General features: G+C 48.7%; 15 protein-coding genes. 9 read left to right on the top strand and 6 right to left on the bottom strand.

What is annotated here, in order from left to right; all coding sequences use genetic code 11:
- Positions 1 to 43 precede the first annotated feature (43 nt).
- Positions 44 to 1699, top strand: coding sequence for a glutamine--tRNA ligase (gene glnS / locus BZJ18_RS02605; protein ID WP_077455223.1), 1656 nt, complete (start codon positions 44 to 46; stop codon positions 1697 to 1699).
- 130 nt (positions 1700 to 1829) lie between these two features.
- Here the strand turns inward: glnS and fcrX are convergent, their stop codons facing one another.
- Positions 1830 to 2276 (bottom strand): ferric iron uptake transcriptional regulator FcrX, encoded by a 447-nt coding sequence (gene fcrX / locus BZJ18_RS02600; RefSeq protein ID WP_069588691.1) that lies wholly within the window; start codon positions 2274 to 2276, stop codon positions 1830 to 1832.
- A 196-nt stretch (positions 2277 to 2472) separates the two neighbouring features.
- Between fcrX and BZJ18_RS02595 the strand changes: the two genes are divergently transcribed.
- On the top strand, positions 2473 to 2958 hold the full coding sequence (locus BZJ18_RS02595; RefSeq protein ID WP_077455222.1) for a DUF4442 domain-containing protein: 486 nt from the start codon (positions 2473 to 2475) through the stop codon (positions 2956 to 2958).
- A 46-nt stretch (positions 2959 to 3004) separates the two neighbouring features.
- Here BZJ18_RS02595 and fldA read toward each other — a convergent pair whose 3' ends face one another.
- From fldA to BZJ18_RS02580, 3 genes are all read right to left on the bottom strand, one after another.
- Positions 3005 to 3532, bottom strand: a complete 528-nt coding sequence (gene fldA, locus BZJ18_RS02590; protein WP_077455221.1) for a flavodoxin FldA — start codon at positions 3530 to 3532, stop codon at positions 3005 to 3007.
- A gap of 125 nt (positions 3533 to 3657) precedes the next feature.
- Entirely contained in the window at positions 3658 to 3879 is a 222-nt protein-coding gene (locus BZJ18_RS02585; protein ID WP_069588694.1) for a DUF2788 domain-containing protein, read from the bottom strand.
- Between the two features lie 60 nt (positions 3880 to 3939).
- A complete protein-coding gene (locus tag BZJ18_RS02580) occupies positions 3940 to 4713 on the bottom strand; it encodes an alpha/beta fold hydrolase (RefSeq protein WP_077455220.1) in 774 nt (257 codons plus the stop codon).
- 99 nt (positions 4714 to 4812) lie between these two features.
- Between BZJ18_RS02580 and seqA the strand changes: the two genes are divergently transcribed.
- Positions 4813 to 5355 carry a replication initiation negative regulator SeqA gene (gene seqA, locus BZJ18_RS02575; RefSeq protein ID WP_077455219.1) on the top strand — a complete coding sequence of 181 codons (543 nt, stop codon included), beginning with the start codon at positions 4813 to 4815 and terminating at the stop codon, positions 5353 to 5355.
- A gap of 28 nt (positions 5356 to 5383) precedes the next feature.
- Positions 5384 to 7030, top strand: coding sequence for a phosphoglucomutase (alpha-D-glucose-1,6-bisphosphate-dependent) (gene pgm, locus BZJ18_RS02570; protein WP_077455218.1), 1647 nt, complete (start codon positions 5384 to 5386; stop codon positions 7028 to 7030).
- Between the two features lie 76 nt (positions 7031 to 7106).
- Here pgm and BZJ18_RS02565 read toward each other — a convergent pair whose 3' ends face one another.
- Entirely contained in the window at positions 7107 to 7904 is a 798-nt protein-coding gene (locus BZJ18_RS02565; RefSeq protein WP_077455217.1) for a DUF1853 family protein, read from the bottom strand.
- Positions 7905 to 8031: 127 nt separating this feature from the next.
- Between BZJ18_RS02565 and BZJ18_RS02560 the strand changes: the two genes are divergently transcribed.
- Both BZJ18_RS02560 and BZJ18_RS02555 read left to right on the top strand, forming a co-directional pair.
- A complete protein-coding gene (locus BZJ18_RS02560; RefSeq protein WP_069588700.1) occupies positions 8032 to 8229 on the top strand; it encodes a DUF2517 family protein in 198 nt (65 codons plus the stop codon).
- A gap of 109 nt (positions 8230 to 8338) precedes the next feature.
- A complete protein-coding gene (locus tag BZJ18_RS02555; protein ID WP_077455216.1) occupies positions 8339 to 9097 on the top strand; it encodes a Nif3-like dinuclear metal center hexameric protein in 759 nt (252 codons plus the stop codon).
- Positions 9098 to 9157: 60 nt separating this feature from the next.
- Here the strand turns inward: BZJ18_RS02555 and BZJ18_RS02550 are convergent, their stop codons facing one another.
- Complete coding sequence (locus BZJ18_RS02550; RefSeq protein WP_069588389.1) at positions 9158 to 10447, bottom strand: citrate synthase; 1290 nt, start codon at positions 10445 to 10447, stop codon at positions 9158 to 9160.
- Positions 10448 to 10847: 400 nt separating this feature from the next.
- On the opposite strand from BZJ18_RS02550, the gene sdhC reads away from it, so the two are divergent.
- The 3 genes from sdhC to sdhA are packed head-to-tail and all read left to right on the top strand — an operon-like array spanning position 10848 to position 13351.
- Positions 10848 to 11240, top strand: a complete 393-nt coding sequence (sdhC, locus tag BZJ18_RS02545) for a succinate dehydrogenase cytochrome b556 subunit (protein WP_077455215.1) — start codon at positions 10848 to 10850, stop codon at positions 11238 to 11240.
- Complete coding sequence (sdhD, locus tag BZJ18_RS02540) at positions 11234 to 11584, top strand: succinate dehydrogenase, hydrophobic membrane anchor protein (RefSeq protein ID WP_077455214.1); 351 nt, start codon at positions 11234 to 11236, stop codon at positions 11582 to 11584. Before sdhC ends, sdhD begins: the two co-directional genes overlap by 7 nt.
- A complete protein-coding gene (gene sdhA / locus BZJ18_RS02535; protein ID WP_069588384.1) occupies positions 11585 to 13351 on the top strand; it encodes a succinate dehydrogenase flavoprotein subunit in 1767 nt (588 codons plus the stop codon).
- The last annotated feature ends 14 nt before the right edge of the window (positions 13352 to 13365 follow it).

Raw genomic sequence — 13365 nt, 5'->3', positions numbered from 1 at the left:
TGTAGCTATAAAATTCGCACTGTTTTGATACGAGGTAACCTTGATGAGTGATGCTGAAGCTCGTCCAACCAATTTTATTCGTCAAATCATTGATAAAGATTTGGCGGAGGGAAAACACACATCAGTCGTGACCCGTTTCCCGCCGGAGCCTAATGGCTATCTGCATATCGGTCACGCTAAGTCTATTTGCCTGAACTTCGGTATTGCACAGGATTATCAAGGTGAGTGCAATTTGCGCTTTGATGATACCAACCCAGAAAAAGAAAACGTTGAGTACGTTGACTCGATCAAACGCGACGTGCAATGGCTTGGCTTTGAGTGGGCAGGTAAAGAGCGCTATTCATCAGACTATTTTGATAAGTTGTACGGCTTTGCGGTTGAACTGATTGAAAAAGGGTTGGCGTATGTCGATGAATTGAGCCCAGATCAAATCCGCGAGTACCGGGGTACGTTGACAGAGCCGGGCAAGCCGAGCCCTTATCGTGATCGAGCGGTGGAAGAAAACCTCGCGTTATTTGAAAAAATGCGCGCGGGCGAATTTGCCGAGGGCACTGCGTGTCTTCGCGCCAAAATCGATATGGCGTCACCTTTCATGGTGATGCGCGACCCGGTTATCTATCGCGTACGTTTTGCTCATCACCACCAGACGGGTGATAAGTGGTGTATTTATCCGATGTATGATTTTACCCACTGTATCTCGGATGCATTGGAAGGGATCACTCACTCGTTATGTACGCTGGAGTTCCAAGACAACCGCCGCTTATATGACTGGGTGTTGCAAAATATCACCATCGATTGCACCCCGCATCAGTACGAGTTTAGTCGCCTAAACTTGGAATACACCGTGATGTCCAAGCGTAAGCTCAACCAACTGGTGTCAGAGCAGCTCGTCAATGGCTGGGATGNGACGATTTCTGGTCTACGTCGTCGTGGTTATACGCCAGCGTCTATTCGTGAGTTCTGCAAACGAATTGGTGTCACCAAGCAAGATAACATCATCGAAATGAGTGCACTGGAGTCGTGTATTCGCGATGATCTGAATGAACGCGCACCGCGTGCGATGGCCGTTCTGGATCCTATCAAGCTGGTGATTGAAAACAAAACGGATGACGTTGAATGGCTAAGTGCCCCTAACCATCCAAACAAACCAGAGATGGGACAGCGTCAGGTGCCTTTCTCTCGCGAGATCTGGATTGAACGCGAAGACTTCCGTGAATCGGCTAACAAAAAATATAAGCGTTTGGTGTTGGATAAAGAAGTACGCCTACGTAATGCTTATGTAGTCAAAGCCGAGCGTTGCGAGAAAGATGAGCACGGAAACATCACTACGGTGTACTGTAGCTACGATCCAGAGACGCTAGGAAAAGACCCTGCGGATGGACGTAAAGTAAAAGGGGTAATCCATTGGGTATCGGCGACAGACGCTATTCCGGCTGAGTTTCGCTTGTACGATCGCCTCTTTACTGTGCCAAATCCTGCAAGTGCAGAAAACTTCGTAGAGACGATTAACCCAGACTCTTTGCAAGTGATGCACGGGTACGTTGAGCCTAGCTTGAAAGACGCGCAGCCTGAAGCTGGCTATCAATTTGAGCGCACGGGCTACTTCTGTGCGGATAACAAAGACAGTCGTGCGGAGGCATTAGTCTTTAACCGTACCGTAGGCTTACGTGACACATGGGCGAAGATTGAAGGTAAGTAACCTTTGTCTTTACGCAACGAAAAAGCCGGCATGCATTGCCGGCTTTTTTATGGGTTTGTCCCGTCCTGAAATGCGTTGACATAAAGAGAGCTTCTTTATGACAACATCAAGTCACTCAAACCTTGATCATTCAGTCATCATTGTGAATCGATGGATCGGCTTTACAGTCGCCTTCTTGGCAGTGACCATAGAGATACAAGCTATGGTTGGTAAGACGAACATTAAAACGACCGGCAATTTCCTTTTGACGCTCTTCAATCAAATCATCCGAAAACTCAATGACTTTACCGCAGTCAAGACAGACGAGGTGATCATGGTGGTGCTGAGTCGCTAACTCAAACACCGATTTTCCACCTTCAAAGTGGTGACGGGTGACAATGCCGGCATCATCAAACTGGTTGAGGACACGGTATACCGTCGCTAGGCCAATTTCTTCGCCTAGATCAATCAACTTCTTATACAGGTCTTCGGCACTGATATGCTGGCAATCGGGCTGTTGCAGCACTTCTAGGATCTTGAGCCGTGGCAGCGTGACTTTTAGCCCAGCTTGCTTCAACGCCTGGTTATTGTCTGACATGTGTATCTACCTGTTTTCTGCCTGCGAGAGACAGTTTGATTAGCAAGGAAAATATTTATTAAGACTATCAAAATTGCTCGGCGCTCGCCACAGCAAGGAACGCTTAGACGAACGAATTTTGATCATTCCTGGTTGCAACAATGTTTTCGAGATGTAAATATTGTCTGGTAAGACCAGATAAGGACGTCAATCAGTTATGTATCGGTTCTATAAACCAAGAATTGTGAAGTGGGCATTAAATAGTTGGCCTCCCTTCTGGGGAGCGGGGATCCATATTGAGTCTATTAGTGACGACTTTAAGTGCGTCAATATGCGGTTAAAACTGCGCTGGTGGAACAAAAACGCGAATCGAACACAATATGGTGGCAGTATCTTTTCACTGACCGATCCTGTTTATGCCTTGATGTTAATGGGCATACTCGGTCCACAGTACCATGTGTGGGATAAACAAGCGGATATTAATTTTATCAAACCGGGCACTACCGACTTATTTGCTGACTTTGTGATTAGCGATGCAGTATTGCAAGACATTCAGCAACAGGCTGGAAGAGGGGAGAAAGTGTTACCCGAGTTTGTTGTGCATGTCAAAGACGCGAAGGGGGAGGTGGTAGCTGAAGTGAAGCGCACCTTATATGTGAGGAAAAAACGTCAATACCGTGACCTAACCCAAGATGCCGCATAGAAAAAACGCCAAGAGAGTCTTGGCGTTTTTGTGGTTCATTGACGAGTTAGTCTTCTAATTCCGCCAAACACATTTCTTCGTAGACCTGTTTCACCCATTTGCTGACACGCTCATCGGTCAGTTCAGGTTGGCGGTCTTCATCCACGCACAAGCCGACAAAGTGATTGTCGTCCACCAAGGCTTTAGAGGCTTCAAACTCATAGCCTTCGGTTGGCCAATGGCCAATGATGGTCGCGCCTTTTGCTTCAACAATGTCACGTACCGTGCCCATTGCGTCACAGAAATATTCTGCATAATCTTCCTGATCACCACAGCCGAAGATGGCGACCAATTTGGTTGAGAAGTCAATTTGCTCAAGTTCTGGGAAAAAGTCATCCCAATCACACTGGGCTTCGCCATAGTACCAAGTTGGGATACCCAGCAGGAGAAGATCGAAGTTATCGATATCTTCTTTACTGCTTTTCGCAATATCCTGCACATGGACCATCTGTTTGCCCAGTTGCTTTTGAATGCTCTTTGCAATTGCTTCAGTGTTACCTGTGTCACTACCAAAGAAGAGACCTACACTCGCCATATAAAAAATACCCGTTTTTTTCAGTGGGTTGCTGTTTGCAACTAACTCGAATTAAAGAAAAAGCGGTGCTTTTTCACACTCCTATACGCTAGAGCGTACGTGGGATCATTCTCCGTTTAGGAAAGTCAGCCGATGCCAACACCTTCCCATACCAGTTGAATAACCCCTTTTGTAATAAAACCAACACAGCCTAGTGTGAGAACAAACCAGACAATACGTCGACCAAAAACTGGCACATTGCCTTCTTTTAGTACGTCTTTGATTGCCATTCCTATAAAAAAGAAAATGGCGGCAAAAACGAGGTCTAGGCCAATTTTTTCGAGCAATTGAAAGTGCTCGTAAAGCATGCGTGCCTCCATTGAGCACCGACATATGCGGCGCAATATACCACAAGGGTCACAGACCTGTTAACGCTCTCCCGGCATTAAAAAGCGCTCAATAACGTTGGCAACCACGGCAGGTTTTTCAGCATGTAGCCAATGGCCTGTGCCTGCCACCATGTGCGCTTTCGAATGCGGGAACTGTTCTATAATCGCATCACGGTGCTCGGGCAAAATGTATTCAGATTGTTGCCCTTTTACAAACAGAGTCGGGCCTGAATACTGTCCGAATGCCTGCCAGCCCATAATATCGCGATAACCGTGATAAAGATTATCAATATTGAAGCGCCAGGCGTAGTGACCTTGATCGGTTTTATAGAGTGATTTCAATAAAAATTGTGTCACGCCTGGGTTTTCAATCGTCTCATCCATGATCGATTGTGCTTGTTGGCGACTAGTCAGGGGAGTGTCTTGGGTGCGTTTTAGCGCCGTAAACACCGCATCATGCCGGTTAACTTGATAGTCGATGGGGGCAATATCCATGACCACCAACTGTGTCACGCGTTCAGGAAAGCGCTGTGCGATAGCCATAGCAACTTTCCCGCCCATTGAGTGACCGACCAGCGTCACCTTGTCGAGTTGATGGTGATCCATCCATGCGACAACCGCATCCGACTGTGCCTGATAATCGACCTGCTTAGTATGATAGGACTGGCCGTGATTAGGTAGATCAATTTGATAAACACAAAAGTGATCAGCCAAGGTTTTTGCTAATCCGCCTAGATTGTCGAGATTGCCAAATAAACCGTGGATCAATACGAGCGGTGAGCCTTCACCGCGAGACTTTTCGTTTAATAACACGTTGCTTTTCTCTCAGATTACTGGCTTTGGCGTAGAGTATACCTATCTATCTCTGTATAATCGCCCCGTTAAACGACAAACAGGACTCGATGAAAAACAATGAAGACGATTGAGGTTGACGAGGAGCTATACCGGTACATTGCCAGCCAAACGCAGCATATTGGTGAGAGCGCATCAGATATTTTGCGCCGCTTATTGCTGTCGGATTCGGCGCAGCAGTCAACACAGCCTGCACCGACACCCTCTCGTTCCAGCGGCATCGTAGTGAGTAAAGATGCAGGACGCAGTGCGTCTGTTGATCGCGTTAAAGCGATGCGATCACTATTGATCTCGGATGAGTTTGCAGCGCAAGAGCGTGCAATTGGCCGCTTCATGCTCGTTTTGACCACCCTATATCGTGTGGACCAGCAAGGGTTTGCCGATGGGATGGCACTAAAAGGACGTACCCGTCTGTATTTTGCTGATAATCAGCAAACGTTGTTAGAAAGCGGCAAAACCACCAAGCCGAAGCAAATTCCAGAGACACCTTTTTGGGTGATCACCAACACCAACACCGGCCGTAAGCGCCAAATGGTGGAGCAGCTGATGGAAAAAATGCAGTTCCCCAGCGATTTGATCGAAAAGGTTGTCAACGCGATTTAATCTATGCCACTCATGGGAGACGAGATTTATGGCAGTGCATCCCCAAGCAGGGCAGCGCGCAGACGCCGCTGATTTATGCAATATTCCAGCGCTAGTCACGCGCTTTTTTCAGGCCCAGCCAACCCCCGGCAATCCGGCGCAGCGCGTTGCGTTTGGAACATCAGGCCACCGTGGCAGTGCACTAAATACAACATTCAACCGTGATCACATTCACGCGATTGCTCAGGCCATCTGTGATGAGCGCCGTGCGCTTGGTATCACGGGACCTGTCTTTGTGGGTAAAGATACGCATGCGCTGTCCGAGCCCGCTTTTGGTGCCGTGGTTGAAGTATTGACGGCCAATCAGGTAGAGGTTATTGCGCAAGCAGATCAGGGCTATACGCCAACGCCGGGCATTTCCCAACAAATTCTGGCTTATAACCGTGATCATGCTGAGCAAGCGGACGGGATTGTGATCACCCCCTCACATAATCCACCGCAAGATGGGGGGATTAAGTACAATCCTCCGCATGGCGGCCCAGCAGAAGGGGCCATCACAAAATCGATTGAAGCACGAGCCAATGATTATATTGATGCTGGCTTAGAAGGCGTGAAACGGTTGGCTATCGACGAAGCACGGGCAAGCGCTTACTACCAAGAGCAAGACTTAGTGACGCCGTATGTCGCTGGGCTCGAACGTGTTGTGGATATTAAAGCCATTCAAGCGGCAGGATTAAAACTGGCTGTTGATCCTCTGGGTGGGGCTGGGATTCGCTATTGGCAAAAAATCGCTGAACATTATCAGCTCGATATTACCCTCGTGAATGAGAAAGTCGATCCGACTTTTGGCTTCATGCCTCTCGACAGCGACGGTGTGATCCGCATGGATTGTTCCTCACCCTATGCGATGGCGGGATTGTTAGCACACAAAGACCACTATGATCTTGCTTTTGGGAATGACCCTGATTTTGACCGCCACGGCATTGTGTCATCAGATGGCTTGATGAACCCTAATCATTATTTAGCGGTTTGTATTGATTATCTTTTCCGCCATCGTCAGCAATGGCCGAGTAGCTTAGGTGTGGGTAAAACACTCGTGTCGAGTGCCATTATTGACAAAGTGGTTGCGGATCTTGATAGAAAGCTGGTGGAAGTCCCGGTTGGCTTTAAATGGTTTGTCGATGGTCTGCATCACTGCCAGCTTGGCTTTGGTGGCGAAGAAAGTGCGGGCGCCTCTTTCTTAACCTTGGATGGACAGCCTTGGTCGACCGATAAAGATGGCATTATTCTGTGTTTACTGGCCGCTGAGATCCTCGCGGTGACCGGCATGACACCTCACGCTTACTATCAAACACTGGTGAATAAGCATGGTGATCCCGCCTATAACCGTTTACAAGCGGTGGCGAACAAGCAGCAAAAGCAAGTACTCAGTCAGTTAAGCCCTGAAATGGTGACCGCGGAGACGTTAGCGGGCGATATCATTACTGCAAAGCTGACTCACGCGCCAGGCAATGGTGAAGCGATTGGTGGCTTAAAAGTCGTCACTGACTCTGGATGGTTCGCTGCTCGCCCCTCTGGTACGGAAGAGATCTACAAGATCTATTGTGAGAGCTTTAAAGGTGAGGCGCACCTGCGCATGATCGAAAAAGAAGCGCAACAGATCGTGGATAACGTTTTTGCTGAGCAAGGGGTATAAAACGCCAAATATCCCCTCGCGCGTTGTAAAGGCCGTACCGTTAAGGTGCGGCTTTTTTATGTGCGTCTGGCGGCCACTATACTTTAGGCGGTTGAGTTTGAGGCCAGTCTGGGGTGACGACAAACCAGGGCGTGAGATACTCATCAACCAAATGACAAGTGCGTGTCAGCGAAGCCAGCGCCGCTGTATCAAAGCGGGGTAAAGTATGAAAATCAGGGATGCTCAACCACTGATCGCGTGATAAAGACGCATAACGACGGTCTTGGGGTAAGGCATCAGGCCAGCACCACCAACCAGTAATACAATCGAGATTGACGCTGGGTGCATCTGGGAGTGGTGCGTTTTGGTGAAACGGCTGGTACAAACGGCCGTGGATACACAGTCGCTTCTTTTGCGGTCGCCATTGTGGGTGGTTGGCTAAAAAGCGGGGATGATCGGACATAGCAAGCTGATGGTTCATCATACGCGCAGCTTTGATGTCTAATGCATCTTTAGCATTTGGACCCAGCCAACGACCTTGATGGGCAAGATAAAACTTTACTGCGACTTCCCAGTGTTCGAGTTGCTCACCATTTTCAATCAAGAAATCCACGGCGCCAACCGTTTTACCTGCATCATTAATCTGTATCTCTTCAGCAACCACATTAAGGTGGGGTTGCTGTGCAATCAGGTTTGCTAATAGCCATTGGTAGTAAAAGCCAATGCGGTGTGGTCCGCGATAAGACATCTCTGCCAAGGTGTTATCAGCGACTTGCCACGTCGAGGTATTGACCATGGGGAAATCCGCTGAGGATAACAAAGGCGGTTGGGAGCGAATCCAAGCCATATCCTTTGCGATTTGCTGCCGACGGGCAAACAGTGGTGATGTCGTCATTGTAATTTTATTACCTTGTTAATCGATTGTATCGCCGTGGATGAACGATTTTTGCGCTAATATGTAGTAAACATACTAAACGGATGATATACTTTCCTCACAACTGGTCAGATGAGTGAGGTTAGTCATGTATAAACCGTTCGATAAAACCCAAGTCGTTTTGCGTCGCAGCGCTGTTGTGGTTGCAGGTATTGTATGTGCGCCTACATTAGTGGTGCCACCTTTGGCATCGCGTATTTATAGTCATCTTCATCAAGTCTGGTTAAAAGATAGTACTAAGCCGGTCTGGCTGGCTGAGTCTGAGAAAGCGGGCGGTTTTTTATAAACATCACGCCTTACTGGTTGAGCGGCTAACGGAAACGTTAGCCGCTTTTTTATGTCGATTCCGCACGTTACACTAACATACAACATCTCAAAGCGACGAAAGAGACATCATGAATAACCTCGAACTCGAAGCAATCCTAAACGCAGAGCTAAAGCCCGACCAAATCAAAGACTATAGCCCGAATGGGCTACAAGTTGAGGGACGTGAGCAAGTACAAAAAGTGATCACCGGTGTCACGGCTTGCCAAGATCTGATCGATGCGGCGATTGAGCAGAATGCGGATGCCATCTTGGTACACCATGGTTACTTCTGGCGCGGTGAACCACAGCAAATTCGTGGCATGAAGTATCAACGGATCAAAGCGTTGATTGAAAATGGCATTAATTTATATGGCTACCATTTGCCGTTGGATATTCACCCTACCATGGGAAATAACGCACAGTTGGCTAAGCGATTGGGGATTGAGTTGGTTGGCGGGTTAGAGCCCGGTAACTCGGTGTCGATTCCTGTTTACGGAAAGCTATCGACGCCGATGACCTTAGCCCAGTTTGAACATCAAGTGGCGGCGGTTCTAGGCCGAGCCCCTTTGGTTATTGATGGCGGCCACACCCGTCGTATTGAAACGGTCGGCTTATGCACGGGCGGTGCGCAAGACTTTATCGACTTAGCGGCTAGCCAGAATATGGATGCCTATCTTTCAGGTGAGGTATCAGAACGGACGACGTTCTCAGCGCGCGAGCAAGGTGTGCACTATATTGCCGCAGGCCATCATGCGACAGAGCGTTATGGTGTTAAAGCGCTGGGTGAGTGGTTGGCTGAACAGTATGGTCTAACGGTTGATTTTATTGATATCGACAACCCGGTATAAGTGATTGACGAAAACAAAAACGCCGCCTCGTTTAGGCGGCGTTTTTCTGCAAGCAAGGTGTTAGTCTCGCTGTTTCATTGGTGTGAATTCACGTTGCGTGTAGCCAGTATAGAGCTGACGCGGACGACCAATGCGATTGTTGGGATCGGAGTGCATTTCATTCCAATGCGCAATCCAACCAATCGTTCGTGACATCGCGAAAATCACAGTAAACATCGACGTTGGAATACCAATCGCTTTGAGGATGATGCCCGAGTAGAAGTCCACATTCGGATACAGTTTCTTGTCGATAAAGTAATCATCAGACAGTGCAATACGCTCGAGCTCCATCGCCACATCGAGCAGTGGGTCTTGGATACTCAGTTCTTCCAATACTTCATGACAAGCTTCACGCATCACAGTAGCGCGAGGATCGTAGTTTTTATACACCCGGTGTCCAAAGCCCATCAAACGGAAAGGATCATCCTTGTCTTTTGCTCGGCCAATAAACTCAGGAATGTTATCGACATGACCGATTTCTTCTAGCATGCGCAAGCAGGCCTCATTGGCGCCACCGTGAGCTGGCCCCCAAAGTGACGCGATCCCTGCGGCAATACACGCGAATGGGTTAGCGCCTGAAGAGCCGGCTAGACGGACCGTCGAAGTGGACGCATTCTGCTCATGATCGGCATGCAGCGTAAAGATTTTGTCCATTGCACGCGCAACTACTGGGTTAACTTCATATTCTTCACAAGGCGTTGCAAACATCATGTGGAGGAAGTTCTCTGCGTAATCTAGGTCGTTGCGCGGATAGATGAATGGCTGGCCAATCGAGTACTTGTAACACATTGCCGCGAGTGTCGGCATTTTAGAGAGCAATCGGAAGGCGGTGATTTCGCGGTGCTGATCGTTATTGATATCCAGTGAGTCGTGGTAGAAAGCAGCCAGTGCACCGACGACACCGACCATGACGGCCATTGGGTGAGCGTCACGACGGAACCCGTGGAAGAAACTCGCGATTTGCTCATGTACCATGGTGTGGCGCACGATTAACGAGCGGAATTCTTCATATTGCTTTTTCGTAGGGACTTCACCGTAAAGAAGGATATAACAGACTTCTAAGTAATCAGCGTTATTGGCGAGTTGATCAATAGGGTAACCGCGATGCAGCAAAACGCCTGCAGCGCCATCAATGTAGGTGATTTGCGATTCACATGATGCCGTGGCGACAAAGCCCGGATCAAAGGTGAAATATCCATTTGCACCTAATGCACGTACGTCCAAGACCTCTGGCCCGACAGTGCCCCCCATGATCGGCAGTTCGATTGGTGCTTGCCCTTCAATATGTAGGGTAGCTTTCTTCTCTGCCATAACAATCTCCTTTGTTATTTTATAATCCCATCCAGGATACGGACCCGACCGTTTTACCGATCGGCCTAGGTGATGTCAATTTTTAACCTAACGATGTGTGCGCGAGTTAATAACTTATTTGCAATGCGGGTTAAATATCTGTTGTGAGATTCCTGTCAATTTTGAGCGTTTGTAATTGCTTGTTACGCCGCGTATACTTTTGCGAGGTCTCTGGGCATATCAGTATCCTAGAGCGTTTAGGGGCTCAAACACCTTTCTAAATTGACGTGATCCATTTGCTCAAAGTTGCAGTTAATAGCAATAAGGTACGCAAAGCACGTTACACAGATGTTGCAGGTCTTACGCTTTGAGTACTGAGGTTCAGAGAGTGTAAATAACTATAAATGCTCAATGGAGCTGAGTGGGCAATATCGTGAAAGAAAGAAAGTCAAGACCCGTAAACCTCGACATTAAGACCATTCGTTTCCCCATCACAGCGATTGCGTCTATCATGCATCGAGTAGCAGGTGTCATCACCTTCGTCTCGATCGCCATCCTATTGTGGCTGCTTAGCCTGTCTCTCTCTTCACCTAGCGGTTTTGAAACTGCGTCTGCCATCGTCGATAGCTTCTTCGTTAAGTTTGTCCTTTGGGGCATCCTCACGGCGCTTGCCTATCACATCGTAGGTGGTATCCGCCACCTCATGCAGGATATCGGTTATTTTGAAGAGTTGGAAACGGGTGCGAAAAGCGCTCAGGTGGCATTTGCATTGACCGGCGTGTTGTCTGTACTGGCGGGGATTTTGGTATGGTAACGAAAAACATTTCATCGGTGGGGCGTAATGGTGTACATGATTTTGTACTCATTCGGGCCACTGCGATTATCATCACACTTTACACACTTTATATGGTCGGATTTGCTGCATTTGGGCCGGACATTACGTACGCCTCATGGACAGCTTTTTTCGGCCAAACCAGCACTAAGGTGTTTACCATGCTGGCACTGGTGTCGATTCTCATTCACGGATGGATCGGTATGTGGCAAGTGTTAACTGACTACATCAAGCCTGCCTTGCTGCGTGGCCTCCTTCAATTGGGTGTGGTTGCCTTGCTGCTGATCTATGTGTTTGCCGGTTTCTTTGTACTGTGGGGTGTGTAAGTGAGTATTCCAGTTCGCGAATTTGACGCAATCGTTATTGGCGCAGGTGGTGCAGGTATGCGCGCCGCCCTGCAAATTTCTGAACAAGGCTTGTCTTGTGCGTTGTTATCAAAAGTCTTTCCGACTCGTTCTCACACTGTATCTGCGCAGGGTGGTATTACGGTAGCACTGGGTAACTCACACAAGGATAACTGGCAATGGCACATGTATGACACGGTGAAAGGGTCGGATTATATCGGAGACCAAAACGCCATCGAGTACATGTGTAAAACCGGCCCGCAATCGGTCATTGAACTCGAAAAAATGGGCCTACCGTTTTCGCGTTTTGAAAACGGCTCTATCTATCAGCGTCCGTTTGGTGGCCAATCGAAAGAGTTTGGCGGTGAACAGGCGGCACGTACAGCCGCAGCCGCAGACCGAACTGGTCATGCATTGCTTCACACGCTGTACCAGCAAAATATCAAAAATAAAACCACCATCTTCTCGGAATGGTATGCCCTCGACTTGGTGAAAAACCAAGACGGTGCGGTGGTTGGTGCCACCGCGATGTGCATGGAAACTGGTGAGATTTGCTACTTCAAATCTAAAGCGACCGTGCTTGCAACGGGCGGTGCAGGGCGTATTTATCAATCCACCACCAATGCGCACATCAACACGGGTGACGGTGTCGGTATGGCATTGCGAGCAGGCGTCCCGATGCAAGACATGGAAATGTGGCAGTTCCACCCAACAGGCATTGCTGGTGCCGGTGTCTTGGTGACCGAAGGGTGCCGTGGTGAAGGTGGCTATTTGCTTAATAAAGACGGCGAACGCTTTATGGAGCGTTACGCGCCGAACGCAAAAGACCTTGCTGGTCGTGATGTGGTTGCACGTTCAATGATGATCGAAATCCGAGAAGGTCGAGGTTGTGACGGCCCTTGGGGTCCACACATCAAGCTTAAGCTAGACCACTTGGGTAAAGATGTCCTTGAGTCACGCTTGCCAGGCATTTTGGATCTGTCTCGTACCTTTGCGCACGTGGATCCGGTCAAAGAGCCAATTCCGGTCATCCCAACCTGCCACTACATGATGGGCGGTATTCCAACGCAAGTGTCTGGTCAAGCGATCAAACAAGATCCAATGGGACACGACGTTGAAGTACAAGGCCTGTTTGCCTGTGGTGAGATCGCGAGTGTGTCTGTCCATGGCGCAAACCGTTTGGGCGGTAACTCATTGCTTGATCTGGTGGTCTTTGGCCGTGCAACGGGTCTACACCTTGGTGAAACCCTGGCCGCGCAAGTTGAAGCGCGTGATGCAAGCGAATCTGATATTGAAGCCTCTTTAGCGCGCTTGAACCGCTGGAACAGCACGCAAAAAGGCGAAGACCCTGTAGAAATCCGTAAAGATCTCCAAGCGTGTATGCAAGAAAACTTCTCGGTATTCCGTGAAGGTGAGGCGATGGAAAAAGGCCTCAAAGAACTGCAAGAAATCCGTGAACGTTTGAAAGTCGCACGATTGGACGATACGTCGACTGAGTTCAACACTCAGCGTATCGAGTGTTTGGAGCTGGAGAACCTGATGGAAACCGCTTATTCAACAGCGGTAGCGGCAAACTATCGTACCGAAAGCCGTGGTGCTCATGCACGCTTTGATTATCAAGAGCGTGATGATGAGAACTGGCTATGCCACTCCATCTACAATCCAGAAACGGAATCTATGTCGAAGCGCGACGTCAACATGGCGCCAGTGCATCGTGACGCTTTCCCACCGAAAGCGCGTACTTACTAAGGGGGTCGAAAACG

The organism is Salinivibrio sp. IB872 (assembly GCF_001995345.1).
GTDB classification, from domain to species: Bacteria; Pseudomonadota; Gammaproteobacteria; order Enterobacterales; family Vibrionaceae; genus Salinivibrio; species Salinivibrio proteolyticus.
The sequence above is the reverse complement of the archived record's forward strand: the minus strand, read 5'-3'. Positions and strand labels throughout refer to the sequence as shown.